Source organism: Candidatus Burkholderia verschuerenii, from assembly GCF_001189365.1.
Lineage (GTDB): Bacteria > Pseudomonadota > Gammaproteobacteria > Burkholderiales > Burkholderiaceae > Caballeronia > Caballeronia verschuerenii.
Window position 1 is genome coordinate 1 of the sequence record NZ_LFJJ01000073.1, and the last position, 24,585, is coordinate 24,585.

The window sequence follows — 24,585 nt, forward strand, 5'->3', positions numbered from 1 at the left end:
CTCCACGCTTCCTCCCCACGGTCGGTCGCCCTTCCGCAGTTGCGCTTCACTTCGCTCGCTGTGGTCAACTTGCCGCGCGACTTGCACCCGCAAGAGTGCGCCCATGCTGGGCGCACAAAAAACACGCACCAGAGCTGCGTGATCCGACGCGTATAGCGAATTACACCTGGCGTGGGGTCAGCGTGACGCAGACGCGCAAAGCGTTCGATCATGGACGGCGGCCACACGAGCGTAGCTGCGAAAGACGTCAACAGACCGAGATTGACCAGCGCGGGATACGATCGCAGGACGAGGGTGCTGTTTGTACGCAATGCTCGCGGAGGCCATGCTCAACACCAGAAACACGTACATGTCGACCGACGTCAGCTTGCGCAACATCGAACCTATTGCGCCTGCGCCGAGCCAACGCTGCGTCCACAGCACGGCGAACAGCATCAGACCGGCCACACGCGGCTCGCGCGACGCGAACAGAATCACGACCGGATAGGCGAGTTTGAGCGCCAACGCCGCCCGTCTCCGGGCCGGAGATGGAATGTATGGCGATGGCGATACCGATGTATCGTGCGAACCGGATTGCATCTTGCGAGCGAAATCTCAGGACTTCAGCAGCGACTCGACGGCGACGATCACATCCGCCACGGTCCGTACATTGCGGAACTCTTCCGGCTTGATGCGACGTCCCGTCAACTCCTGCAGCTTGATGGCCAGATCGACGGCGTCGATGCTATCCAGGTCGAGTTCTTCGAACAGGTGAGTTTCCGGCACGACGCGCGCAGGCTCGATGCCGAAGCTGTCGTGCAATATCTGGCGCAGGCGATCGAGAATCTCCGCTTCGCTCATGCTTGCACTCCATTGCCGAAGGAATTCGAATCGCCATTCACGCGCTGACTTGCGACAAAAGCCGCGAGCGTGTCGATCGAGCGAAAGTAATCGCGTGCCTGCGGGTCGTTGGCCGCGATGGTCAAGCCGTAATGCTTTTGCAGCAGGATGCCGATCTCCAACGCGTCGATGGAGTCGAGTCCAATGCCATCGGTCGAGAAAATCGGCGCGTCATCTGCAATGTCTTCTGGTTTCATTCCTTCCAGATCGAGCGCGTCGATCATCAGGGTCTTAATTTCGAGCTTGAGCTGATCCATGCTTGAATAGATGTTGAAAAATTTGGGCTTCCACCGAAGCCGTTAAACGCCGCGCCGCCACTGCTGCCGGAAGTTCGGACGTGACCGGCGAAGCGGCGTCGACGGTATCGAGCACTGTGACTTCGAAACGAAACGGTCGCGGAGGAACGTGATACCAGCGGCGCTCCTTCGTAAATACCGGGGGATCGCAATCCAGCGCAACGGGCGCGACAGGCAACTCACGAAAACCGCGTTCCGCCTGCGCCGCGAGTGCAACATGCGCAAACCCGCGTCCAAAAGGATGCAGCGCGCCGCGCGACGGACTTCGCGTACCTTCGGGAAACACGATGACGCTGTAGCCGGCTGCCAGCCGCTGCATGCACTCTTCGACCATCGATGTTCCACCGGCGTTACTCACATACCCCGCCGCGCGCACGATTCCCCAGAAACAGGGATTACGCCAATGTGCACGCTTGACCACGCAACACGCCGACGGAATCAACGCGAGCAGAACCATGATGTCGAGATAGGTCGGGTGATTGGCGACGACAAGCGTGCCCCTCTCGATGCGCCCGATCTTCCCTTTCACCTCCAGGCGCATCACGCCGATGACCCTTAATATGGTCACCAGACAATGGAAGTACCGATGCACGACGCTCGTCACGATACGTCGCGAAGACGCGCTGTGCGGCCACACGAGCATCAGAAGAACGAGGAGCAGCGAGAACGTCATGCCGCTCACGCCGAAGCAGAAAAATGTGAAACCAGTCGCGATCCAACGCCAGACAAAACTGAAACGTGCGACCCACGAAGGGCACAACTCATTTAGCACGATCGATCCAACTCCAACGCCAGATGCGTGGTGCAGCACCGTTGCTGCACCATGTCGCTTCGGTACGATTCATCAACGCATGATGTACGGCATGCGCCAGCGACGGGAAATCGGACGCACGAGACATCGCCAGCGGCTCCATCGAGAATCGAAGCGTGCCGCGAGCGTCGTCGCCAATCAGCAGCGCAATGGCCTCTCGTTCGGCGATATCGTCGAACGCCACGCCGCACGACGACGGGACGGGTTCGTCGCCATGCACCACGAGCACGGGCGACGCACGTTCGGCATGGTATTGAAGACCGGCTTCGAGCAAGGCATAACCCAGCGAATCCGCGCCGGAAGACACGGCTGTGGCTGCCGCGCGATCGGCCCGGGCAATGCCGATATGCCCGTCATCGCGTTGAGCACTGCAAGGCTGAAAGCCGTCGGCGAGACAGGCTGAGGTTCGCAGAGCGACGCGAGAATCTGCGCGCTGCGGCGCAGTTCACCGTGACGAGACGAAAAGATCACGCGAACGGACGGATGAGCGCGAACGCAGCGCAGCGCGACCGACAGCGACGCCCTGGAAAGGCTGCTCAGGCGCCTGCGAATGAGGGGAGCGATGCACGCAAGGTCTTCGAGGTCTTCCGACTCGTCGCGAGCGGGCCGCCAACTCCAATCCGAGATCGGAATTTCAAGTTGCGCGAAGCGAGAGACCATGAGAATAAGAAGCCGAAGTAGATGACGATCGAGTACACGTGGTTCAACGTCATCGACCTTCAATAGCGATACCTGAACTCATGGACTCCAAAGCTTATGTCTGCCTGGCAGTCAACGAATTGCGATGTGGATCTTACGACAGGATTTCGTAAAAAGAGCGCAATGTGTTGTTGAGCAGGAACGTATGGCCTTCAATTTGAATTCATTTTACAAATCGACCGAAATCGACAGCGAGCCTCCACATTTTTTGACACGCGCAATAGCGTGGCCTCGATTACACTCCATTCCCCGCCACAAACTGCCTGAACGTCTCATACGCCCGATTGCGCGTCACGCCATCGCCCTGAATCAACCCGAAGTCGGCATCGATCAACTCGTACAGCATGATCGACTGCACGCCGTACTGATCCTTCGCCGCGCGATACTCCGCCAGCACCTGTCCGAGATACGTGGATGCCGCTTCCTGCCCGTCGTTCGCGCCGGACCAGCCGTATTCGGTCAGCCAGATCGGCACGCCGAACGATTCCTTCAGCACTTGCAGGATATTCACGCATTCGCGGTAGCGCCCGGCGCACTGGATATCGCCCGAGCTGTGATACCAGTGATACGTCGTGTAATCCCAGCGCAAGGGCGATGCGCCGCCCGCGCCTTGCGGCGAGCCGTCCGGCTGAATGCCGCCCCACAGCATCTGCAACGCGCGATACGCCATCGGAATGCCGACGTTGACGCCGCACTGAATGGTCGAATCCACCGCGCGCACGCCGTCGATCATCCCGCGAATCACGCCGCGAAACGATGGCCATTGTTGCGGGCTCCAGTCGCTGCTCTGACTGCCGTCGCCGCCGATCTGCAAGCCCACCGTGTCGAGCTCGTTGCCGCATTCGATGTGCCGCACCAGACCGGCCAGCGGCTGCGTGCAGCGCACCGCGAGGTTGTAGCCGAGCGCGTAGGCGTCGTCCTCCGAGCCGAGCGGATTCCAGTACGCCGAGCGCGGATTCAGCACTGGCAGGATGCCCACGCCGCTGCCCGCGAAACTGCCGAGCAAGGCGCGCTCGATGGTGCGCGACATGCCGGGATCGGCGACATCGCAGCGATACATCGTCACGCCCAGATCCTTGAGGATGGCGAGTTGCTGCTCGACCGGCATCGTGTGATAGATGCCCGAGCCCCACGCCATATGTCCGTTGATGCCGTAGAACAGCGACGTATTGGAATAGGCGACGGCCTGCGTGCGCGGATCGTTCGCGCCGAGCGGCGTCCACGGCGGATCGCGGCGAAACCAGTCGCCATCGACGTTCTTTGCGTAAATCGTGCCGCGATAGAACAGCAGCAGCACGATCGGCACGCGCGAGCCGGTGTAGATCACCCGGCCGTCCATGTTCGCGCGATCGTCGGCGAGGGTCCAGACGTGTCCGTCGTCATCGCCGAGCGATGCAGCCGGCGGCAACACCGTGCCGCTCGCGGTTTTCTCGACCGCCGCTGCGTTCACCGCAGGCGACGCACCGGATTCGCTGTCGCCGTTGCATCCGCCGAGCGCAACCGATCCCGCGCCCGCTGCAAGCAGCGAAAGAAACTCACGCCGTGAAAGTCCCGCCCGATCCGCTAATTGAAATGATAAGGTATACAAATCACTTTTCATAAGCTTGCGCATGTCAGGTAACGTGGTCCGAGATGTTGAACGGCCTGGACGATTGCACGTCCTCTCGTACCTGACACCGGTGCGGATCGGCTCCGCCCGGTTCACGGCGACAGCAAGTTAAAGCACTTGCGTGCAGGTAGCGAATTTCGTGTACAGATTCCAGCCGATTCGCGGTGCCTGATCAAGCAGCAAAACAGATCCACTCCGTTGCGCAATTCTCTTTTGCACGCGGGCGCGCACAACGCGATGCTTGTACCCGCGAACCGTTTCTATAAATACACTCAAGCGCGCGCGCCGATCTCCGTTTCCTGCGCCGTCCACTCCTTCACGCGCTCGCTCAGGCTCAGACCGAGACCCGGACGCGTCGGCACCAGCATGCGGCCGTTCTTCGTCTCCAGCCGTTCGTTGAACAGCGGTTCGAGCCATTCGAAATGCTCGACCCACGGTTCGCGCGAATAGCAGGCCGCGAGATGCACATGCAGTTCCATCGCGAAGTGCGGCGCGAGCATCAGGCCGGCGTGACCGGCGAGCGTCGCGACCTTGAGGAACGGCGTGATGCCGCCGACGCGCGGCGCATCGGGCATCAGGTAATCCGCGCCACGCAGTCGGATGAACTCCCAATGCTCCGACACGCTCGTCAGCATTTCGCCGGTGGCGATCGGCGTATCGAATTGAGCGGCGAGCGCGGCGTGACCTTCCGCGTCGTAACAATCGAGCGGCTCCTCGATCCAGACGAGATTGAACTGCTCGAAGGTGCGGCACATGCGCTGCGCGGTCGGACGATCCCATTGCTGATTGGCGTCGACCATCAGCGGGAAGCTGTCGCCGAGATGCTTGCGCACCGTCTGCACACGATGGATATCGAGCGCGCAATCGGGCTGGCCGACCTTCAGCTTGATACCGCCGATGCCCTTCTCGCGCGATGCATCCGTGTTCACCAGCAATTGATCCAGCGGCGTATGCAGGAAGCCGCCCGAGGTGTTGTAGCAGCGGACCGAATCGCGTTGCGCGCCGATCAGCTTCGAGAGCGACAGGTTCGCGCGCTTCGCCTTCAGGTCCCACAGCGCGACATCGAATGCGCCGATCGCCTGCGCGGCCATGCCGCTGCGTCCCACCGATGCGCCCGCCCACGCGAGCTTGTCCCACAGCCGCGCGATATCGCTCGGATCTTCGCCGATCAGCGTCGGCGCGATGTCCTTCGCGTGCGCGAACTGGCCGGGACCGCCCGCGCGCTTCGAATAATAGCTGAAGCCCAGCCCGCGATGACCGTCGGCCGTTTCGATCTCGACGAACAGAATGGCGATTTCCGTCATCGGCTTCTGGCGGCCGGTCAGCACCTTGGCGTCGCTGATCGGATTGGCGAGCGGCAGAAAGGTCGACGCGACGCGAATCCACTTGATCTGATCGTTCGATGCCGTCGCGGCCAAAGCGTTGCTTGCGTTCATGTTACGGGTCCTTTCGAGGTTTTTTGCGATGCGTTTTGCCGGTTATCGGCCGAAGCCAAAGCCGTCTCTCCATGCCTCGATCATACAATGATTGCGCAATCATCATGGTTTACACTGAGCGTCGAAAGGTTTGGATCACACCCGGACGGCGCGCCGTTCGTGGTCTAACCCGCCTGACGACTCAACGGAATCAGCGCTATACGCGCATCGCGGCAAGGAAAGAAGGGAGATGGCAAAGAAGATCATTGCAAAGACAGCGGCACAACCCGTCAGCATGAGCGAAAGCGTCACGCTGATCGACGTCGCGCGGCTCGCGGGCGTCGCGCCGATGACGGTATCGCGCGTGCTGAACCGGCCGGAACTCGTGCGCAGCGACACGCAGCGCAAGGTGATGGAAGCCGTGCGCGCCACCGGCTACGTGCCGAATCTGCTCGCGGGGAGTCTCGCCAGCAGCAAGAGCAAGCTCGTCGCGATCCTGTTGCCGACCATCGCCAACTCGATCTTCTCCGACACCGTGCAGGCGATGATGGACGGCCTTACCACCTCGGGTTATCAGACGCTGCTCGGCCTGACCGCCTATTCGCGCGAACGCGAGGAAGCGCTGGTCGAGGCGATTCTCGGACGGCGTCCCGACGGCATCGTGATGGCTGGAACGAGCCATAGCGATGCGACGCGCGAACGGCTCACCAAGGCGCGCATTCCCGTCGTCGAAATCTGGGATCTGACCGACAAGCCGATCGACATGGTGATCGGCTTTTCGCACGAGGATGTCGGCGCGCAAGTGGCGCGGCATCTGCTGGACAAGGGTTACCGGCGCTTCGGCATGGTGTCCATCGACGATCCGCGCGGTCTGCGCCGCTGCGAGAGGTTCAAGGCGGAGCTGGCGAAGCATCGCGTCGCCGCGCCCGTGTTTGAAGTGCTGCCCGCGCCCGCGACGTTTCAGGCGGGACGCGAAGGCTTCAGCCGCTTGCTTGAGCAACAGACGCCCGAAATCGTCGTCTGCAGTTCGGACACGCTCGCGCTCGGCGTGCTCGCCGAAGCGGGCAGCCGCGGCATCAGCGTGCCGCGCGATCTGGCGGTGATGGGCTTCGGCGATCTGAGCTCGGCCGCCTACGCGTTCCCGGCGATATCGACGGTACGCGTGGACGGCGCGCGCATCGGCAAGGAAGCGGCCCGCGCGCTGCTCGAGCGCTTCAACGCCGCGCCCGATGCGCCGAAGTCGCCCGTGCATATCGACACGGGCTTTACCATCGTCGAGCGGCAGAGCACGCAGCGGCAGGAAGCTTAACGGCCGAACGCCTCGGTCGGCTCGTGTTTGCCGAGCAGAAATGCATCGGCGACGATCTGCAGCGGGCGCACATCCACGTCCTCTTCCTTCTTCGCGACGAGCGCGTGGAAGCGTTCGTACAGCGCGGGATACTCGCGTTCCGCGCCGAGTTCCACCGCGCGGCCATCGATCGACAGACGCTTGCCGCCTTCGCGAATCTCTAGACGGCCGTTATCCGTTTCCACGTCGATGGCCCACTCTTCCACCGGACCGTGACGCCAGTCGAAGAACGCGCGCACCGGCGCGCCGCCGGTATCGAGGCAATCGAGAACGGCGGCGATGGGCGTGGCGGTATCGGTCGGAATGGTCAGCGTGGCGGCGCGCAACGCGATTTCGCGCGGCAGGATACGCGTGACGATCGACAGCGCGTTGATGCCCGGATCGAACACGCCGAGACCGCCCGGCTCCCAGATCCATTGCTGACCCGGATGCCAGCGCCGCACGTCTTCCTTCCAGCGCACTTCGACCGCGCGCACCCGGCGCGATGCCAGCCATTCGCGCGCCGGTTCCACCGCGCTCGCCGCCCGCGAATGCCACGACGCGAACAGCGTGCAGCCGCGCAAACGCGCGATATCGCGCAACGCCAGCACTTCGCTGACGCTCGCGCCGGGCGGCTTTTCCAGCATGACGTGCTTGCCCGCATCGAGCGCGGCGAGCGCCTGCGCGTAACGCACTTGCGGCGGCGCGCACAGCGAGACCGCATCGATATCCGGCTCGGCGGCGAGCAGCGCGTCGAGGTCGGGATAATTGCGCACGCCGTCGACGCTCGCATTGCGGCTCGCGCACGCGACGAGCTCGAAACCCGGCTGCGCGGCGATGGCGGGAAGATGCTGATCGCGCGCGATCTTGCCGATGCCGACGACCGCGAGCTTAAAGACTGAAGTCATGAAAAATCCCGCTATGTGGTGAAGATGCGAAGGGCTTTTTTAGCGTCATCAAGCGTAGCATTTCAGACCGTTTTTGCGCGGGGTTTCAGGCCTCGTCCTGCATGTTGGACAGTGCGCGTCGTCGGCTTTTCGTCAGCGCTTCGACGATCGCATACGCCGCTGCAATACGCTCGCTATTCGGATAATTGCGATTCGCCATCGTCACGATGCCGACATGCTTCGCGGGCACGAACGCGATGTACGTACCGAAGCCGTTGGTCGAACCGGTCTTGTTGATCCACACGTCGTCTCGCGGCGCTTGCGGCGGTTCGATGCGCGTCGCGGGGCACCCCTTCGACGATCATCTTCGGCGCATTGCCTTCCTGCAACGCGTTGAGATCGACGGGATACGGATACTGCTCCCAGATCAGATCCTGCGTCAGCGGTCCGGCCTTGAAATAGCCGGTGTGCGTCGCGATCGCCGCGCGTTGCCATGCATCGGCGACGTGATCCGCATCGCGCATGTTGGCCTGCATGAAGCGCGTCATGTCGGCCGCCGTCGCGCGCACGCCATACGCTTCCGATGCCAGCACGCCCGGCTTCATGCGAATCGGCTTGTCGTCGGTCGTATAGCCTTGCGCGTAATTCTTCTCGCGCGATGCGGGCACATGCATGAAGCTGTTTTTCATGCCGAAGGCGGGAAACACGCGCTGCTGCATCAACGCGTCGAAGTCCTGTTTCATGCTCTTCGCGGTAATCAGACCCAGCGTGCCGATGCCCGGATTCGCGTACGTCCGATACCTCCCCGGCGCGTAACGCGGCTGCCATGCCTTGAACCACGTCATGAGTTCGTCGTTGTCGTGGACCTCGTCGGGCACTTGCAGCGGCAGACCGCCGGGCGTGTGCGTGCCGAGTTCGAGCAAGCTCACGTCGTCGCCGAACTTGCTGCCTTTGAGTGTCGGCAAAAACTTGCTCACGGGATCGGACAGGGAAAGCGCGCCGCTTTCCTGCGCGTAGGACGTCAGCGTCGCAGTGAGCGTCTTGCTGACCGAGCCGAGTTCGAACAGGGTATCGCGCGTGACCGGCCGCTTGGTCGCCTTCGATGCCACGCCGTAGTCGAAGCCATACGCCCGGCCCGCCACGACGACGCCGATCGCCATGCCCGGAATGCCGTTCTTCGCCATCAACGGCCGGATGGTTTGATCGACCGCGTGCCGGATGTCGTCGCGCGTGAGGTCGGCCGCGTGCGTGGCGGTCATCGTGAATGAAAGCATGGCTGCGGCCATGAGACGCTTGATCGGTAATGTCATCGTATGCTTGTCGATATGAAAACTAATGTGACGTTCGTTCGTGCATCGGGCGATCGCACGGAAAGTATCGCTCGTGCAGCACTATCCGCCCTCACGCGAACCATGACAATCGAGGATAATTTGCCTCAGGGTTAAGAAAATCTTATGGCTCATCCATGCGTCCACATCTTCCTCTGAACGCCTTGCGCGCCTTCGAAGCGTCCGCGCGTCATCTGAGCTTCACGCGCGCCGCGCATGAACTGAACGTCACGCAGGCCGCCGTCAGCCAGCAGGTGCGCGCGCTCGAGGAGCGGCTCGGCGTGACGCTGTTTCGTCGTCTGCCGCGCGGCCTCGGCGTCACCGACGAAGGCCGCGCGCTGCTGCCCGTGCTGAGCGATGCCTTCGGCCGTATCGAAGCCGTGCTCAAACAGTTCGACGGCGGTCATTTTCATGAAGTGTTGACGGTGGGCGTGGTCGGCACCTTCGCGGTCGGCTGGCTGATGCCGCGTCTCAAGGACTTTCGGCAGACGCATCCGTTCGTCGAACTTCGGCTGTTCACGCATAACAATCTGGTCGATCCGGCGTCGGAAGGGCTCGATTACGCGATCCGCTTCGGCGCGGGTATCTGGGCCACCCACAACACGCGGCTGCTCGACGCGCCGCTCGCCGCGCTATGCGCGCCGGATATCGCCCGTCGCCTGAAGACGCCCGCCGATCTCGCGCGCGAGGTGCTGCTGCGCTCCTATCGCGCGGACGACTGGACCGACTGGTTCGCCGCCGCCAATCTGCAACCGTGGACGATGAACGGCCCCGTGTTCGATTCGTCGCGCCTGATGGTCGAGGCCGCCGTGCAGGGCGCGGGCGTCGCGCTCGCGCCGCCGTCGATGTTCGTGCGCGAGTTGCAGGCGGGCCTGCTGGTGCGCGCGTTCGATATCGAAGTGACCACCGGCAGCTACTGGCTGACGTGGCTCAAATCGCGCCGCCGTTCGCCGGGCATGCGGCTGTTTCAGGAGTGGCTACTTACTCAGGCGGGACACGCGGGTTGACCTGTGGTATCCGCGCCGCATCGTTTTAATTTTCGATAGGATGCTAACGAATAAAATCCGAAATGTGGCTATAATCGCGGCCCATGAGTCATCTCGATATTCTTCGCCGCTCGGTCAGCAGCACGCTCGTGCTCGCCGCGCGCCGCTGGCGTCGCACGAGTCACGGCGTGCTGGCATCCTACGGCGTGTCGGAGGCGTGCGCGGTGCCGCTGCTCACCGCGAATCGTCTCGGCGAGGCCGTGCGGCAGGTCACGCTGGCGGAACATGTAGGCATCGAAGGGCCGTCGCTGGTGCGGGGCTGCTCGATCAGCTGTGCGCGGCAGGTCTCGTGCGGCGCGATGAAGATCCCGAGGACCGCCGCGCCAAAACGATTACCCTGACCGACGAAGGCCGCGCCGTCACCGCGCGCATGGAAGAGCGGCTGGTCACGCTGCGCGCGCGGCTGCTCAAGGGCGTTACGCGCGAGGATCTGGAAACCACGCTGCGCGTGCTCCATGCCTTCAGCGCGACGCTCGACGTGAAGCCGCTCGCCGAACTCGAAGCGCTTATCGAAGGCGAAACGAAAGCTACCAAAGTCTCCAAGGCACGCGCGAAATCGTCATGAACTTCCCGTCCGCCCGCGAGTGGCTGTTCTCCGGCAAAACCTTCGCGGCTTCGATGATCGCGCTGTACATCGGCTTGTGGCTGCAATTGCCCCGTCCTTACTGGGCGATGGCGACCGTCTATATCGTCTCCAACCCGTTTGTCGGCGCGACGCGTTCGAAGGCGCTGTATCGCGCGCTCGGCACGATGATCGGCGCGGCGGGCGCGGTGCTGATCGTGCCGCCCTTCGTCGAATCGCCGTTCATCTTCAGCACGGTCGTCGCGTTGTGGACCGGCACCCTGCTCTATCTGTCGATGTTCGATCGCAGCGCGTGCAGTTACGTGTTCCTGCTCGCGGGCTACACGCTGCCGCTGATCGCGCTGCCGACCGTGACGAATCCCGCCGGCGTCTTCGATCTCGCGCTCTCGCGCACCGAGGAGATTCTGGTCGGCATCGTGATGGCGAACGTGGTCGGTTCGGTCGTGCTACCGAGCCGTCTCGTGCCGACGCTGATCGAACGCACCGATGCCTGGTTCCGCGACGCCGCCTTCTATGCGAGCGAAACGCTGTCGGGGCATCTGTCGGGCAAATCGATTTCGGCGGCGCGTCAGCGGCTGGCCGCCACCGTCAACGCGCTCGAACTGATCCTGAGCCAGTTGACCTACGATCACGCGCAGCCCGACGTGATTCGCCGCGCCCGCGCCTTGCAAGGCCGCATGCAGATCTTTCTGCCGCTGATTTCCTCGCTCGCCGATCCGCTGATCGAACTGATCGAGAAACGCGGCGCGCATCCCGAAGGCCTCGAAACGCTGTTGCAGGACGTTGCGAAGTGGGTCGCGCAACCGGTGCCGAAGCCCAACGAATCCGACGACGAACGCGCGCCCGACGCGTTGCGCGAACGCATCGCCGCGATGCGTCCGTCCGCCGAAGCCCTGGCGACGCTCGACGGCGCGCTGCTCGCCAACGCGTTGTGGCGTCTTCAGCAAGTGATCGACGTATGGCAGGACATCCGCACGCTGCGCTCGGCGATCCTGCACGATGCGCGCGAATGGCGTCCGCGCTTCCGGCACTGGCGGCTGGGCGGGACGGAACGCTTCTTCGATCGCGGCATGATGCTGTTCTCCACCGGCGTCGCGGTCAGCGCGATCATCGTCGCGTGCAGCTTGTGGATCGAATCCGGCTGGGCCGACGGCGCGGGCGCGGTGACGCTCGCGGCGGTCGCGTGCTGCTTCTTCGCCGCGCTCGACGAACCCGCGCCGCAAGTGTTCAAGTTCTTTCTTTCGACGTGCCTCTCCGTCGTGCTCGCGGGTCTGTACGTGTTCGCCGTGTTGCCGCACGTCCACGACTTTCCGATGCTCGTGATCATTTTCGCGGGACCGTTTTTGATCATCGGCACGCTGATTCCGCGTCCGCAATTCAATCTCGTGACGATGCTCGTGGCCGTGAACACTGCCACCTTCGTCAGTATCCAGAGCGCGTACGAAGCGGACTTCTTCGTATTCCTGAACAGCAATCTGGCGGGTGTGGCCGGCCTTTTGTTCGCCTTTATCTGGACGCGCGCGACGCGGCCGTTCGGCGCGGAACTGGCAGTCGCGCGTCTGACGCGTTCCGCCTGGGCCGATATCGTCGTGTGTTCGTCGCCGGGCGCGATCGAAGATCAGCGCAATCTCTACGCGCGCATGCTCGATCGTCTGATGCAACTGCTGCCGCGTCTCGCCGCAACCGATTCGCAGCGCCATCCCTCGGTGGAAAGCTTCCGCGATTTCCGCGTCGCGCTCAACGCGATGGACCTGCAGCGCGCGCATCGCAAGCTGCCCGCCGACGTGCAGCGCGCAATCGAAGACGTGCTGCTCGGCGTGCGACAGTACTTCCAATACTGCATCGCGTCGCAGACGCGGCAGTCGGTGCCGTCGGAACTGATTCACAGTATCGATGCCGCTGCCGCGCAGGTCACGCGCCGCAATATCGACGAAGCGGAAACGGAAGCCGCCAGTTCGCCGCAACGCGCGCTCGGCGAGAAGTCCTTGCGCGATACGCTGCACGCGCTGACCGGCATGCGTCTGTCGCTGCATCCGCCCGCGACGGAATTGCTCGCGGATTCGCGCGGCAACGGACCCGCGCCGCGTCAGGAGCCCGCGTGATGCGCGTTCATCATTTTCTAACGGACCACCCCGCATGATCGGCGAAATCGACATTCTCGGCGTGTTCGTGCCCGCCGTGCTCGTGCTGATGTTCATCGCGTATCTGGTGAATATCGTGATCCGCACCGTGCTGGCGCGGGTCGGCTTTTATCGCTTCGTGTGGCATCGCTCCATTTTCGATCTCGGCATCTATGTGCTGGTGCTGGGAGTTGTCGTCATCGTTTCGCATCGGCTCATCTCGTGAAAAAAACCTGGTTTTCCGTCGGGCAGATTCTGCTCACGCTCATCGTCGTCACGATCGCCGCGGTCGTGCTGTGGAAGCTCGTCGACTACTACATGTTCGCGCCGTGGACGCGCGACGGTCATGTGCGCGCCGATGTGATTCAGGTCGTGCCCGACGTGTCCGGTCTCATCACGAATGTCGAGGTGACCGACAACCAGCAGGTCAAACAAGGTCAGACGCTGTTCGTGATCGATCAGGCGCGCTACGCGTTCGCGCTGCGCAATGCCGAAGCTGTCGTGCAGCAGCGCCGCGCGACGCTCGATCAGGCGAGGCGCGAAGACACGCGCAATCGCTCGCTCGGCAATCTCGTGGCGCGCGAGGTGACGGAAGAAACGCATTCGCGCGTCGAGACCGCCAACGCCGCGCTCAACGACGCGCAAGTCGCCGTCGATACCGCGAAGCTCATCTGCAGCGCACGACCATCGTGAGTCCGGTCGACGGTTATCTGAACGATCGCGCGCCGCGTGTCGGCGAATATGTCGCGGCGGGCCGCGCGGTGCTGTCGGTGGTCGACATGCATTCGTTCCGCGTCGACGGTTACTTCGAGGAAACCAAGCTCGGCGGCATCGATATCGGCCAGCCGGTCGATATCAAGGTGATGGGCGAAGCGGGCATTCTGCGCGGACATGTGCAGAGCATCGTCGCGGCGATCGAGGATCGCGACCGTCAGCAATCTTCGACGCTGCTGCCGAACGTGAACCCCGCGTTCAGCTGGGTGCGACTCGCGCAGCGCATTCCGGTGCGTGTGCAACTCGATGAAATCCCGGCGGACTTCCGCATGATCGCGGGCCGCACGGCGACCGTGTCGGTGCGTGGCGTCGGGCCGTCGCTGGGTCTGCGTCCGGCCTCGGGCACGGTGCCCGCGTCGCCGACCGCGCCGACATCGCCGGTGCCGGCGCATGCTTCGGGTGCATCGCAATGAAGCGCTTTAAGCACACGCGTCTCGCGCTCGCGGTCGTCATAACGCTCGCGCTCGACGCCTGCACGACCGTCGGCCCGAACTACAAGCTCCCCGACGATGCGAAGATGAACGCGCCGTATGCGAACGGCGCGATCGACGGCGCGAACGATGCGCCCGTCACGCAAGGCGAAGTGCCCGCCAAATGGTGGCGTCTCTACGACGATCCGGTGGTCGATCAACTGGTCAACGAAGCGCTCGCGTCCAACGCGGACTTGCGCGTGGCGGCGGCGAATCTCGCCCGCTCGCGCGCGGAAGTCGAGTTCGCGAAAGAGCAAGGCGGATTCTCCGGCAAGACGTCGGCGGCATTCGAGCGCGCGCAGGAATCGGCGGAGCAGTATCTATTGACGGAGAAGCTGCCGGTCGCGAACGAAGGCGTGCTCGATCTGTCCGTCTCTTACGAACTCGATCTGTTCGGCAAGCTGAAGCGCGGCGTCGAAGCCGCCAATGCCGACGACGAAGCCGTCGAAGCCGCGGGCGATCTCGCGCGCATCACCGTGGTCGCGGATGTCGTGCGCGCGTATGTCGCGTCGTGTTCGGCATCGGAGGAACTGGGGATCGCGCAGAAGTCGCTGTCGTTGCAGAAGCAGCGCGTCGTGCTGTCGCGGCGACTACGCGATGCGGGTCGCGGCAATCAGTCGGAAGTCACGCGCGGACAGACGCAGGCCGACACGCTCGCCGCCGATATCCCGCGTTTTATCGCGCAGAAGCGGGTCGCGCAGTATCGGCTCGCGCAATTGTTGGCGCGTCCCGTGTCCGCGTTGCCGCCCGCCGCGCTCGCGTGCAAGAAGCTGCCGAAGCTGCGGCAGCCGGTTCCGGTCGGCGACGGCGCATCGCTGCTCAGGTGTCGTCCGGATGTGCGGCAGGCGGAGCGCCAACTCGCATCGTCGACGGCGAAGATCGGCGTGGCGACGCGGCGCTGTATCCATCGATCAGTCTGGGCGCGTCGATCGGTTCGGTCGGTATCGCCGAGGACTTGCTGGGCGCGAACACGAACCGCTGGGCGTTCGGCCCGCTGATCAGCTGGAGCTTCCCGATCAATGGCCAGCGCGCGCGTCGTGCAGGCCGAAGCGGCGACCAGCGGTGCGCTTGCGCACTTCGACGGCGTGGTGCTCAACGCGCTGCGCGAAACGCAAAGCAGCCTCGCCACTTATGCAGGCGACACGACCCGCGCCGATGCATTGCGCACCGCTTATCGGTCTGCGATCGAATCGGCCGATGAAACGCATCGGCTGTATTCGGCGGGACGCGAAAACTTCGTCGCCGATCTCGACGCGACGCGCACGCTCACGGGCGTGGCGGCGCAAGTGGCATCGGCCGAGGCGCAGGTGGCGCAGGATCAGGTGAATCTGTTTCTGGCGTTGGGTGGTGGGTGGGAGCGTGAGGAAGCGGTGGCGGGCAAGTGACACGATGCGTCAGCCGACGCGCATCGCCTGCACGCGATCGAGCGCGTCACGCGCTTCGTTCAGCATGCGCTCGATGATCTCCTTCGCCGACGCGGTCGCGTGAATCAACGCTGACGATTCGCCCGCAAACAAAGCCATTTTTTCGAAGTCGCCGGTCGCATCGCGCAAAGGCGACACGGTTTCGTACTTCAGGATCGGACCGAATGCGTCCGCGCCGATGGTCTCGCGCGGCAAGCCGTAAGGATCGTTGCCGAGCGGATGATCGCGCACCTCGTCGGTCACGCTGTTGGCGAGCACGCGCACGGGCGAACCGGCAGGCCATCGCGTGAGCGCGAAGATGTCGGTGTGCACGGTGTCGCCCGCGACGGCATCGACGATGCGCTGCTTGTGATACGCATGCGCATGCGATTCGTGCGCGACCAGAAACATCGTGCCGCAATGCACGCCGCTCGCGCCCATGGCGAGCGCGGCCGCCAGCCCCGCGCCGTTCGCGATGCCGCCCGACGCCACCACCGGCACGCGCACCTTCGACACGAACTGAGGCAGCAGCGTCCGTCATCAGCCCGACGCGCCCTTTCACATGGCCGCCCGCTTCTACGCCTTGCGCGACGATCGCATCCGCGCCGGCCTGTTGCGCGACGAGCGCTTCATCGAGCGAGCCGATTTGCTGGAGCACCAGCGCGCCGCTCGCTTTCGCACGCACGATCAGGTCGGCGCGCACTTCCCAGAAAAAGCATATCGCCGCGATACGCGCGTTCAGACACGCGTCCAGTTCGGCATCGAGCAAGTGCGGATCGGTGCCGGTGGAAATCAGGTTCACGCCGAAGGGCGCGTCGGTGATCGCACGCACCGCGGCGATGTCCGCTTCGATTGCCTGTGGCGTGGCGCGCGCCATCCCCAGCAAGCCGAAGCCTCCCTCATTCGATACTGCCGCCGCCAGTTCGGCCCGCGCGGGACCGCCCATGCCCGCGCATACGATCGGATGTCGGCAGCCCAGCAGGCGCGTGAGCGGCGTGGCGAAGAGCGTATTCATGACGAACCTCGTCATAACGATGGAACGATGCGGATCTCACCAAGCATAGTCGTGGTCCACAAGCGCGGCATTCCGAACTTATCGCATCCCCTCAGCCGGGAATACAGCCTGCTGAAAACCTGTTGAACGCTACGCGAAACTTGATGCGCGCAACGACGACCCTTCTCACCGCAACACGCATAATTGCAGCAAGCGAAACGAACACATGAGGAGGCACACCACTTGCGTCAATGTCCGTTAGTGTGATGAATAGTGCGGCTTCTATTCCGATGAAAGCCGCCGAGCCTCGTAGGGAGAATTCACAAATGACAGCCACTGATTTAGACGTGCTGAAAGTGGCCCGTGATTCGGGAATGACCATTCTGCTCGATGCGCGCATCGGCCAGGTCGAATATCAGAGCGTGAGCGGCACGGAGGAATCGCTGCAGAAGTTCGCGCATGCGGTGCGCGACAAGCCCGCGCCTGCGTGCCGCTGCGTGCGGGCTGCGCGTTCGCCGAGCATCAATCCTTTGGTGACGGCGCGGATGCGGGAACGCATCGCTTCAGTGCTGTATGGCAAGGCGTCGGTCAAGCGTGCGCGCAGTATGTTGTGGCATGCGCGGCGAAAAAATCGGCGCGACCCTCGCATTGATATCGCTGAGTCGCGCGCGGATCATCCAATCAATTGGCCTCGACGAGTTTGAGATGACACGGCGGCAAGGGCATCGGTTCGCCGTCGATAAAAGCGGTGCCGCATCGCACGGCGAACTGAATGGCCGATTCGCGATTGGAAAAATAACCGAGTCCGCCTAGCGAGGTTTCCTCGCCGTCCTCCTCCAGAATCGATACGCGCGACACAAACAGATTGCCGTTGCGACCGACAGTGGGATGAAGTGCGACTCCATGGTGATAAAGCATCATTGCAGTCTCCTTATTCTCTCGATGCCGGGATCATCGCGTCGCGCGCCAAACCGCCGCGCTGTTTCAGCCGATGAGGCATGGACGAAGTTTTCTCCGACAAAAATCCTATGTAAAGGACGCCGTAACGTGCTGCCTGCGTGCCGTCTAACCTGCATTAGGGATCGTACGCGGCGAGCATGAACGTGCCATGTCGCGCATCAAGTCCGGATGCCGTCCGTTACGTATTAAGCGTGGATTTCGTACGACGTGCGGAGCGTCACGCTAAGCATTGAAGACTAAGCATTAAAGAAAGCGTGCCCGCGTACGCGCGCGACGAATCGCGCGATCGGCCTGCGTGCTGGAAAACGGCGTGACGAGATGCACGCCCAGCGGCGGCTCGGTCGGCACGCCATCGAAAACGAACACAATGCCCAGGCGCGGCCATGCCGCGCTCGCTTCTTCTGCGAAGGCGATGGCCGCCGCATTACATGGATCGTCTGCAATGGTCAGCGCCGACGTTTCGCAAGACAACGCCGCGCGCGCCGATTCGCGGCTGTCGGCCACGACGATCGCGTGCCCGAGCGTCTCCAGCAACTCGGCGGTTTCCTTGCGCGCCGCGACATCGCGATCGAACAGCACGATGCAATACGCAGGCCCGCTGCGCTCGATCGGACGCACGATGGCAGGCGTCGTCGCGCGCGCATCGAGCGCCGGCCGCGCCCGACGATCGAGCACATCGCGCACCTTGCGGCTGAGCGTTTCGCGCGAGTACGGCTTGAGCAGCAAATCCGCGCCCGCATCGAGCGACGCATCCTGCACATAGCCCGACGTGTACAGCACGGCGAGCTGCGGAATCAGCGCACGCGCTTTCGCCGCCATGTCGACGCTGCGCATGCGTCCCGGCATGACGATATCGGTGAACAACAAATCCACGCCGATGCCGCTTTCCACGATAGCGAGCGCATTGGCCGCATCGGATGGTTTTCGTCATCGTTCTTTTTGATCTGTTTTTATGTGCTCGGCGCGCTGGTATCGAGCCAACTCGAAATTTCCGTACGAAACGATTTTCTCGCCAACCGGACCATCGTGTCCGCGCAGGCGGAAGCCGCGGCCGCGTCGACATTGCTGACCGCGCAATACGACAAGATGCGCGAACTGGTGTCGGACAAGGAGCGCTTCTTTTCGCGGCGTATCACGATATCCAGCAGCCGCTTGCGATCATCGGCCTGTACGTGAACAACGTGCGCAAGAAACTGCGCACTGGCGACGACGACGTGGAAACCAATCTGTCGATCATCGAGCGCAATTCGGCGGATATCGTGAACATATTCAAGGGCATTCACGATTATTCGGAACTCGGCTCGTATAACGTGCAGGTCGCGCCGACCGATCTGGACAATATCCTCGAAGAACTGTTTCAGCAGTATTCCGCGCCGGCCGCGCGCAAAGGCCTGACGTTCAAGGTCTGCATGCGCGATCGCAGTCCGCCTTTATTGCTGACCGATCGCGCGCTACTCAAGCGGCTGCTCGCGAATCTCGTGTCCAACGGCCTCAAATACACCGTGCGCGGCGGCGTCGTGATCGGCTGGGTCAATCTCGGCAACGAGCTGCGCGTGGACGTCTGGGACACCGGCCTCGGCATTCCCGACGAACACACGGGCAAGATTTTCTCCGAGTATTACCAGGTGAATAATCCGGGCCGCGACCGAACGCGCGGACTCGGACTCGGCTTGTCGATCCGATCGTGCAGCGGATTCAGTCGATCCTGCCGCGTCATCATCTGGCGTTCTCGACGCGCGTCGGACGCGGCTCGCGCTTTTCCGTCTACGTGCCCGCGACGATGCCCGGCGTCACGGCGATGCCCAAACGCATCGATCCCGCCGATCGCCACGATCTGCAAGGCGTGTACGCGATTGTCTGCGACGACGAACCGGTCTTGCTGCAAGGACTCGCGCAATTGTTTCGCGGCGCGGGCGCGCTGGTCGATACTGTCAGCTGCATGGCCGAAACCGAATCGCTGCTGGAGAACACCGCGCGCGAGCCGGATATCGTCATCACCGATATTCGGCTGAGGAATAACGAAACCGGCATCAAGGTGGCGGAGCGGATTCGCGCGTTCTGGGAATCGAACATTCCCGTCGTGTTCGTCACCGGCGAATTGATCGGCAGAAAAGCGCTCGTGGAGTTTCCCGAGCCTTACGTCCTGATCGGCAAATCGACTTCGGCGCGCAATATGATCGATTCCGCCGCGCACCTCATTGGCGCGGATATATGAGATCGGCGTCGGGCGATCGCGGCTCCGGCGTTCCCAGACAAATGCCGCTCTTGGCCACATAGACGATCAACTCCGTCCTGCGCCGGACATTGAAATGCGCCAGCAACGTGCTGACGTACTTTCTGACCGTGATCTCCTCGACGCCCATTTCCCGCGCGATCGTCTTGTTCGGATAGCCCTGCACGACGAGGCGCAAGGTATCGAACAGACGCGGCGAGATGCCGAGCGTTTGCGCGTTATCGACCGGCCGCCCCGCCTCTTCGGTCGATTCGTTGCGCGGCCCGAGACGGAACATCATGCTCGACTGGACCGCCGGATCGCGGTCAATGATCGACGCCGGCAGAAACACGCCGCCCGCCAGCGCCGCCTGCAAGGCCGCGAACAGCACATCGGGCGTCTGCGATTTGGGGACGAAGCCCATCGCATGCAGTTCGATGGCGGTGTCGATGGTCTTCCAGTTTTCCTGCGCCGACATGATCACGACGGGCAGCGACGGCCGCTCGCTCCTGAGTTGCTTGAGCGCTTCGAAACCGTGTCCGTCGGGCAGATCGAGATCGAGAAACACCATGCTCAGCCGTTCCTGGCGCGCGAGTTCGGCGCCCTCCGCGAGCGTCCCCGCCTCGACGATTTCGATATCGCTGCGCGCCTGTCTCAGCAGCAGCGCGGCACCGGCGCGGAACAGGGCGTGATCGTCAATCAGAAGTACTCGCATGGAAAGTTCGGTGTGGCATCGTTGTGGTGTTTTTGTCACGATACCGCGCTCTCGTGCCACACGCATGGCTACAAATGTAGGAAGACAGCGCCGGCCGCGGAGGTAGCGCTACGCCTGCATGTTTCATTCGGCGCATGCTGCGATCAACAATGGATGCACTGTGCAGACGTCATGAACCCACGCGCAGGAGACCAGCGCAAAGCAACGCGCCCCGCTGACGGACGTTTCCGTGAGCGGGGCGCAGTTGCGAACAGCCTGATCGAGCGCTTGAAGGATCAGGTCACCGGCGCCGGATTGAACAGCACCAGCGCGTTATGCAGCTTGAGCGCTTCGGCCTTGGTCTGCTTCTTCCCGCTGGCGACCTCGAGCATGAGACGGAACAGTTCCCAGCCCACATCGGCGATGCTCGCCTCGCCGGTCGCGATGGTTCCCGCATTCACGTCCATCAGATCGTGCCAGCGCCGCGCCAGATCGGAACGCGTCGCGACCTTGATGACCGGCACTTCGGCGAGCGAATACGGCGTGCCGCGTCCCGTCGTGAAGACATGCAGGTTGATGCCCGACGCCAGTTGCAGCGTGCCGCAGATAAAGTCGCTGGCGGGCGTGGCCGCGTAGATCAGGCCCTTCTGCTTGACCTTCTCGCCCGGCGACAGCACGCCCGAAATCGTCGACGAACCGGATTTCACGATCGACCCCATCGCCTTTTCGACGATGTTCGACAAGCCACCCTTCTTATTGCCCGGCGTCGTGTTGGCGCTGCGATCCGCGCCGCCGCGCTTCAGATAATCGTCGTACCACTGCATCTCGCGGATGATCGCCGCCGCGACCTCGCCGTTCGCCGCGCGCGCGGTCAACTGGGCCACGCCGTCGCGCACTTCCGTGACTTCGGAGAACATCACCGTCGCGCCGGCGCGCACCAGAAGATCCGTCGCGAAGCCGACGGCCGGATTCGCCGTGAGTCCCGAGAACGCATCGCTGCCGCCGCACTGCACGCCGATGACGAGATCGGCCGCCGGACAGGTCTCGCGACGCCGGTTGTCGAGGCGCTTCAGATGCGTTTCCGCCATGCGCATGATCGAGTCGATCATCGAGCCGAAGCCGACGTGCGATTCGTCCTGCAGCACGACCGTGCCGCCGTTCTCGTCGCTGGCGACGTCGCCGATATCCGCGACGTCCTGCGTCTGCGCCGCCGCCGCGATCGGGATGGTGCCCGCGGGCATCAGGCGCTCGGGCTGCAGCTTTTCGCAGCCGAGGCTCACCATCATCACTTCGCCGCCGAAGTTCGGATTCAGCGCGATATTGCGCACCGTGCGGATCGGCACCATCGCGTCGGGCGCGTCGATGGCCACGCCGCAGCCGTAGGTATGGCCGAGGCTCACGACATCGTCGACATTGGGGAATTTCGGCAGCAACTCGGCCTTGATGCGCGTGACCGCGTGCTGGACGACGTCGGCGACGCATTGCACCGTGGTCGTGATCGCGAGGATATTGCGCGTGCCGACCGAGCCGTCCGCGTTGCGGTAGCCCTCGAACGTGAAGCCGTCGAGCGGCGATTCGTCCGGCGCCTTGATGGTCGCGATGGGCAGGGGCAGGTCGTGCAGTTCGGGCGGCGTCGGCATGCGCAGTACATGCTCGTTGATCCAGCTGCCACGGGCGAGCGGCTTGTTCGCATAGCCGATCACGACGTTGTAGCGTATCACCGCCTCGCCTTCTTCGAGATCCTTCAGCGCGACCTTGTGGCCTTGCGGCACGCGCTCGCGCAGCACGAGGCCGTCCGCGAACGTGGCGCCTTCGCCCAGCCCGCCGTCGTTGACGACGATGGCGACGTTATCGTCCGGATGAACGCGAATATAGAGGGGGGACTGATTCATTCTGATGATCCTTCGCGGATTGACACAGTACGGCACGTTCTAAGAGTTATGTCATCCTACAACATAGCTTCGCTCGATGGGTCGGTGTTTACCCTCTAAATCCTATATAAAACACGGTTTAGGTTGTATGGTTACAATTCATGTTGTACGATGACTTATATGCGCTGCAACAGCTAATCCATCTCAGCCGGCAGCCTCAACCGAGACCTCACACCATGACGACACCGCAAGAACTCAAGAAAATCGTTTCCGAAAGCCTGCTTTCGTTCCCGATCACCGATTTCGACAAGCAAGGCAATTTCCGCGCGGACACCTACGCGCAGCGCCTGGAATGGCTGGCTCCGTACGGCGCGTCGGCTTTGTTCGTCGCGGGCGGCACGGGTGAGTTCTTCTCGCTGGAACAACCCGAATATTCGCAGATCGTGAAGACGGCGACCGAAGTCTGCAAGGGCAAGGTGCCGATCCTCGCCGGCGCGGGCGGCCCGACGCGCACGGCCATCGCGTTCGCGAAGGAAGCGGAAAAGCAAGGCGCGCAAGGCGTGCTGCTGATGCCGCATTACCTCACGGAAGCATCGCAGGACGGCATCCGCAATCACGCAGAAGAAGTGTGCCGCGCCGTGCCGAACATGGGCGTGATCATCTATAACCGCGCCAATTCGAAGCTGAACGCCGACATGCTCGAACAGCTCGCGGAATCCTGCCCGAACCTGATCGGCTTCAAGGACGGCGTGGGCGAAATCGAAAACATGGTGACGATCCGCCGCCGTCTGGGCGATCGCTTCTCCTACCTCGGCGGCCTGCCGACGGCCGAAGTCTACGCAGCCGCGTACAAGGTGCTGGGCGTGCCGGTGTACTCGTCGGCGGTGTTCAACTTCATCCCGAAGACGGCGATGGAGTTCTACCGCGCGATCGCCGCCGACGACCACGCGACCACCGGCCGCCTGATCGACGAATTCTTCCTGCCGTACCTGAAGATCCGCAATCGCAAGGCAGGCTACGCGGTGTCGATCGTCAAGGCTGGCGCGAAGCTGGTCGGTCACGATGCAGGTCCGGTGCGCGCACCGCTGACCGATCTGACGGGCGAAGAAATGGAACAGCTCGACGCGCTGATCAAGAAGCTCGGCGCGCAGTAACCGGCGTCATCCAACACACGAAGCGGGGGACCGTGCGCATATCGCGCGGCGCTTCGTGTCGATCGAGGGCCGCTTAAGCACGCTTCGACAGCACGCTTTAAGCGGCCCTTCGTGCGTCTGCAGGACCGAATCAAGCTTAGGGGAAAGATTCATGTCGACGACGAGCCGCGCCGCCCATCCGGCGGACGCCATCAAGCGCACCAGGGTGCGTTACGTCATTCTGTTGCTGATCTTCGTGATCACGACCTTCAATTACGCCGACCGCGCGACGCTGTCGGTGACCGGCACCGCGATGCGCGCCGAATTCGGCTTCGATGCGGTCCGCATGGGCTACATCTTCTCCGCGTTCAGCTGGGCATACGTGCTCTCGCAAGTGCCCGCGGGCTGGCTGCTCGACCGCTTCGGCGTGCGGCGCGTGTATGCGGCGAGCATCTTTCTGTGGTCGCTGTTTACGCTTCTGCAAAGCACCATCGGCGTGCTCGGCAGCGCGGCGACGGCCGTCACCGGCCTGTTCGTGCTGCGCTTCATGATGGGCGCGGCGGAAGCGCCCGCGTTCCCGGCCAACGCGAAGGTCGTCGCAAGCTGGTTTCCGACGAAGGAACGCGGCACGGCATCGGCCATCTTCAATTCGGCGCAGTACTTCGCAGCCGTCGTCTTCACGCCGTTGATAGCGTGGCTCACGCATGCGTTCGGCTGGCATCACGTGTATATCGTGATGGGCGTGGCCGGTCTGCTGCTCGCGCTGACCTGGCTCAAGGTGATGAAGAATCCCGCCGATCATCCGGGCGTCAACAAGCAGGAGCTTGAGTACATCGAGGAAGGCGGCGGTCTGGTGCGCGGGCATCAGCGCGGCGCGCGGGCCGGGAATGCAACCGGGAACGCAAGCGCGAACAAAGTCGGCTGGCCGGTCGTCAAGCAACTGCTGAACGAGTGCGACGCGTGTCGCCGTCCGCCGGACGTAAATCGGCAACGTAGGGGATGGCAAAGCTCTTCTCTGCCTTGTCACATTCAACCACCAGAACATCGGAGCGTGAAGCCGTGACCTGCTGTACG

General features: G+C 63.0%; 22 protein-coding genes and 7 pseudogenes. 13 read left to right on the top strand and 16 right to left on the bottom strand.

Annotated features, from left to right (window positions below):
• Positions 1–177 precede the first annotated feature (177 nt).
• From BVER_RS14335 to BVER_RS14365, 7 genes and pseudogenes are all read right to left on the bottom strand, one after another.
• The gene (locus BVER_RS14335) at positions 178–477 is read right to left on the bottom strand and encodes a hypothetical protein (RefSeq protein ID WP_198155258.1); all 300 of its coding nucleotides are present in this window, start codon (positions 475–477) and stop codon (positions 178–180) included.
• 117 nt (positions 478–594) lie between these two features.
• The gene (locus BVER_RS14340) at positions 595–840 is read right to left on the bottom strand and encodes an acyl carrier protein (protein ID WP_050453882.1); all 246 of its coding nucleotides are present in this window, start codon (positions 838–840) and stop codon (positions 595–597) included.
• Positions 837–1,136 carry a phosphopantetheine-binding protein gene (locus tag BVER_RS14345; RefSeq protein ID WP_050453883.1) on the bottom strand — a complete coding sequence of 100 codons (300 nt, stop codon included), beginning with the start codon at positions 1,134–1,136 and terminating at the stop codon, positions 837–839. The genes BVER_RS14340 and BVER_RS14345 overlap by 4 nt, the downstream gene beginning before the upstream one ends.
• Positions 1,111–1,848, bottom strand: coding sequence for a lysophospholipid acyltransferase family protein (locus BVER_RS14350; RefSeq protein WP_083452190.1), 738 nt, complete (start codon positions 1,846–1,848; stop codon positions 1,111–1,113). The genes BVER_RS14345 and BVER_RS14350 overlap by 26 nt, the downstream gene beginning before the upstream one ends.
• An 88-nt stretch (positions 1,849–1,936) precedes the next feature.
• Positions 1,937–2,646 (bottom strand): annotated as a pseudogene (locus BVER_RS35930) (beta-ketoacyl synthase chain length factor).
• Positions 2,647–2,920: 274 nt separating this feature from the next.
• Positions 2,921–4,297: a glycosyl hydrolase gene (locus BVER_RS14360; RefSeq protein WP_050453886.1), complete on the bottom strand. Its 1,377-nt coding sequence runs from the start codon at positions 4,295–4,297 to the stop codon at positions 2,921–2,923.
• A 269-nt stretch (positions 4,298–4,566) separates the two neighbouring features.
• Positions 4,567–5,730, bottom strand: coding sequence for an L-talarate/galactarate dehydratase (locus tag BVER_RS14365; protein WP_050453887.1), 1,164 nt, complete (start codon positions 5,728–5,730; stop codon positions 4,567–4,569).
• A gap of 229 nt (positions 5,731–5,959) precedes the next feature.
• Here BVER_RS14365 and BVER_RS14370 point away from each other — a divergent pair, with 229 nt between their 5' ends.
• Positions 5,960–7,018 carry a LacI family DNA-binding transcriptional regulator gene (locus BVER_RS14370; RefSeq protein ID WP_050453888.1) on the top strand — a complete coding sequence of 353 codons (1,059 nt, stop codon included), beginning with the start codon at positions 5,960–5,962 and terminating at the stop codon, positions 7,016–7,018.
• Here the strand turns inward: BVER_RS14370 and BVER_RS14375 are convergent.
• The 3 genes from BVER_RS14375 to ampC all read right to left on the bottom strand — a co-directional run bounded on the left by BVER_RS14375 (position 7,015) and on the right by ampC (position 9,233).
• Positions 7,015–7,944: a Gfo/Idh/MocA family protein gene (locus BVER_RS14375; RefSeq protein WP_050453889.1), complete on the bottom strand. Its 930-nt coding sequence runs from the start codon at positions 7,942–7,944 to the stop codon at positions 7,015–7,017. The two genes, BVER_RS14370 and BVER_RS14375, sit on opposite strands and share 4 nt — an antisense overlap.
• Before the next feature lie 85 nt (positions 7,945–8,029).
• Positions 8,030–8,173 carry a hypothetical protein gene (locus tag BVER_RS36655; RefSeq protein ID WP_502255026.1) on the bottom strand — a complete coding sequence of 48 codons (144 nt, stop codon included), beginning with the start codon at positions 8,171–8,173 and terminating at the stop codon, positions 8,030–8,032.
• On the bottom strand, positions 8,118–9,233 hold the full coding sequence (ampC, locus tag BVER_RS14380; RefSeq protein ID WP_502255027.1) for a class C beta-lactamase: 1,116 nt from the start codon (positions 9,231–9,233) through the stop codon (positions 8,118–8,120). The genes BVER_RS36655 and ampC overlap by 56 nt, the downstream gene beginning before the upstream one ends.
• Before the next feature lie 155 nt (positions 9,234–9,388).
• Here ampC and BVER_RS14385 point away from each other — a divergent pair, with 155 nt between their 5' ends.
• From BVER_RS14385 to BVER_RS14410, 6 genes and pseudogenes are all read left to right on the top strand, one after another.
• Positions 9,389–10,258 carry a LysR family transcriptional regulator gene (locus BVER_RS14385; RefSeq protein WP_050453890.1) on the top strand — a complete coding sequence of 290 codons (870 nt, stop codon included), beginning with the start codon at positions 9,389–9,391 and terminating at the stop codon, positions 10,256–10,258.
• A gap of 83 nt (positions 10,259–10,341) precedes the next feature.
• Positions 10,342–10,862 (top strand): annotated as a pseudogene (locus tag BVER_RS14390) (MarR family winged helix-turn-helix transcriptional regulator).
• A complete protein-coding gene (locus tag BVER_RS14395) occupies positions 10,859–12,982 on the top strand; it encodes an FUSC family protein (protein WP_050453891.1) in 2,124 nt (707 codons plus the stop codon). Before BVER_RS14390 ends, BVER_RS14395 begins: the two are co-directional and overlap by 4 nt.
• 34 nt (positions 12,983–13,016) lie before the next feature.
• Positions 13,017–13,226, top strand: coding sequence for a DUF1656 domain-containing protein (locus BVER_RS14400; protein ID WP_050453892.1), 210 nt, complete (start codon positions 13,017–13,019; stop codon positions 13,224–13,226).
• Positions 13,223–14,187, top strand: a pseudogene (locus tag BVER_RS36660) (efflux RND transporter periplasmic adaptor subunit). The gene BVER_RS14400 and the pseudogene BVER_RS36660 overlap by 4 nt, the downstream one beginning before the upstream one ends.
• A pseudogene (locus BVER_RS14410) lies at positions 14,184–15,629 on the top strand (efflux transporter outer membrane subunit). Before BVER_RS36660 ends, BVER_RS14410 begins: the two co-directional pseudogenes overlap by 4 nt.
• A 9-nt stretch (positions 15,630–15,638) precedes the next feature.
• Here BVER_RS14410 and BVER_RS35230 read toward each other — a convergent pair.
• Together BVER_RS35230 and BVER_RS35235 are read right to left on the bottom strand one after the other, a co-directional pair.
• Positions 15,639–16,163, bottom strand: coding sequence for a nitronate monooxygenase (locus tag BVER_RS35230; RefSeq protein WP_269750767.1), 525 nt, complete (start codon positions 16,161–16,163; stop codon positions 15,639–15,641).
• Positions 16,164–16,263: 100 nt separating this feature from the next.
• Positions 16,264–16,677 (bottom strand): annotated as a pseudogene (locus tag BVER_RS35235) (NAD(P)H-dependent flavin oxidoreductase); the annotation flags it as partial.
• Between the two features lie 254 nt (positions 16,678–16,931).
• Between BVER_RS35235 and BVER_RS14420 the strand changes: the two are divergent.
• On the top strand, positions 16,932–17,345 hold the full coding sequence (locus BVER_RS14420; protein WP_157056072.1) for a hypothetical protein: 414 nt from the start codon (positions 16,932–16,934) through the stop codon (positions 17,343–17,345).
• Here BVER_RS14420 and BVER_RS14425 read toward each other — a convergent pair.
• Together BVER_RS14425 and BVER_RS14430 are read right to left on the bottom strand one after the other, a co-directional pair.
• The gene (locus BVER_RS14425; RefSeq protein ID WP_050453894.1) at positions 17,323–17,562 is read right to left on the bottom strand and encodes a hypothetical protein; all 240 of its coding nucleotides are present in this window, start codon (positions 17,560–17,562) and stop codon (positions 17,323–17,325) included. The two genes, BVER_RS14420 and BVER_RS14425, sit on opposite strands and share 23 nt — an antisense overlap.
• Positions 17,563–17,844: 282 nt before the next feature.
• Positions 17,845–18,492, bottom strand: a complete 648-nt coding sequence (locus BVER_RS14430) for a response regulator (protein ID WP_050453895.1) — start codon at positions 18,490–18,492, stop codon at positions 17,845–17,847.
• A 63-nt stretch (positions 18,493–18,555) separates the two neighbouring features.
• Here BVER_RS14430 and BVER_RS32565 point away from each other — a divergent pair, with 63 nt between their 5' ends.
• The 3 genes and pseudogenes from BVER_RS32565 (at position 18,556) to BVER_RS33850 (ending at position 19,816) form a co-directional block, all read left to right on the top strand.
• Positions 18,556–18,777 (top strand): hypothetical protein, encoded by a 222-nt coding sequence (locus BVER_RS32565; protein WP_198155261.1) that lies wholly within the window; start codon positions 18,556–18,558, stop codon positions 18,775–18,777.
• Between the two features lie 233 nt (positions 18,778–19,010).
• Positions 19,011–19,268: pseudogene (locus BVER_RS35940) on the top strand (ATP-binding protein); the annotation flags it as partial.
• 17 nt (positions 19,269–19,285) lie between these two features.
• Positions 19,286–19,816 (top strand): response regulator, encoded by a 531-nt coding sequence (locus BVER_RS33850; protein WP_232316550.1) that lies wholly within the window; start codon positions 19,286–19,288, stop codon positions 19,814–19,816.
• Here the strand turns inward: BVER_RS33850 and BVER_RS14450 are convergent.
• Positions 19,797–20,528: a response regulator gene (locus BVER_RS14450; protein WP_050453899.1), complete on the bottom strand. Its 732-nt coding sequence runs from the start codon at positions 20,526–20,528 to the stop codon at positions 19,797–19,799. The two genes, BVER_RS33850 and BVER_RS14450, sit on opposite strands and share 20 nt — an antisense overlap.
• A gap of 275 nt (positions 20,529–20,803) precedes the next feature.
• Positions 20,804–22,399, bottom strand: a complete 1,596-nt coding sequence (gene garD / locus BVER_RS14455; RefSeq protein WP_050453900.1) for a galactarate dehydratase — start codon at positions 22,397–22,399, stop codon at positions 20,804–20,806.
• A gap of 215 nt (positions 22,400–22,614) precedes the next feature.
• Between garD and kdgD the strand changes: the two genes are divergently transcribed.
• Positions 22,615–23,532: a 5-dehydro-4-deoxyglucarate dehydratase gene (kdgD, locus tag BVER_RS14460; RefSeq protein WP_050453901.1), complete on the top strand. Its 918-nt coding sequence runs from the start codon at positions 22,615–22,617 to the stop codon at positions 23,530–23,532.
• Positions 23,533–23,683: 151 nt separating this feature from the next.
• Positions 23,684–24,457: pseudogene (locus BVER_RS14465) on the top strand (MFS transporter); the annotation flags it as partial.
• Between the last annotated feature and the right edge of the window lie 128 nt (positions 24,458–24,585).

Excerpts from the sequence above, each read along its gene's own strand:
- BVER_RS14340 (WP_050453882.1), bottom strand. The coding sequence starts at position 840 with ATGAGCGAAGCGGAGATTCTCGATCGCCTGCGCCAGATATTGCACGAC.
- BVER_RS14345 (WP_050453883.1), bottom strand. The coding sequence starts at position 1,136 with ATGGATCAGCTCAAGCTCGAAATTAAGACCCTGATGATCGACGCGCTC.
- BVER_RS14350 (WP_083452190.1), bottom strand. The coding sequence starts at position 1,848 with ATGACGTTCTCGCTGCTCCTCGTTCTTCTGATGCTCGTGTGGCCGCAC.
- BVER_RS14360 (WP_050453886.1), bottom strand. The coding sequence starts at position 4,297 with ATGCGCAAGCTTATGAAAAGTGATTTGTATACCTTATCATTTCAATTA.
- BVER_RS14365 (WP_050453887.1), bottom strand. The coding sequence starts at position 5,730 with ATGAACGCAAGCAACGCTTTGGCCGCGACGGCATCGAACGATCAGATC.
- BVER_RS14370 (WP_050453888.1), top strand. The coding sequence starts at position 5,960 with ATGGCAAAGAAGATCATTGCAAAGACAGCGGCACAACCCGTCAGCATG.
- BVER_RS14375 (WP_050453889.1), bottom strand. The coding sequence starts at position 7,944 with ATGACTTCAGTCTTTAAGCTCGCGGTCGTCGGCATCGGCAAGATCGCG.
- ampC (WP_502255027.1), bottom strand. The coding sequence starts at position 9,233 with ATGACATTACCGATCAAGCGTCTCATGGCCGCAGCCATGCTTTCATTC.
- BVER_RS14385 (WP_050453890.1), top strand. The coding sequence starts at position 9,389 with ATGCGTCCACATCTTCCTCTGAACGCCTTGCGCGCCTTCGAAGCGTCC.
- BVER_RS14395 (WP_050453891.1), top strand. The coding sequence starts at position 10,859 with ATGAACTTCCCGTCCGCCCGCGAGTGGCTGTTCTCCGGCAAAACCTTC.
- BVER_RS14400 (WP_050453892.1), top strand. The coding sequence starts at position 13,017 with ATGATCGGCGAAATCGACATTCTCGGCGTGTTCGTGCCCGCCGTGCTC.
- BVER_RS14420 (WP_157056072.1), top strand. The coding sequence starts at position 16,932 with ATGAAAGCCGCCGAGCCTCGTAGGGAGAATTCACAAATGACAGCCACT.
- BVER_RS14425 (WP_050453894.1), bottom strand. The coding sequence starts at position 17,562 with ATGATGCTTTATCACCATGGAGTCGCACTTCATCCCACTGTCGGTCGC.
- BVER_RS14450 (WP_050453899.1), bottom strand. The coding sequence starts at position 20,528 with ATGCGAGTACTTCTGATTGACGATCACGCCCTGTTCCGCGCCGGTGCC.
- garD (WP_050453900.1), bottom strand. The coding sequence starts at position 22,399 with ATGAATCAGTCCCCCCTCTATATTCGCGTTCATCCGGACGATAACGTC.
- kdgD (WP_050453901.1), top strand. The coding sequence starts at position 22,615 with ATGACGACACCGCAAGAACTCAAGAAAATCGTTTCCGAAAGCCTGCTT.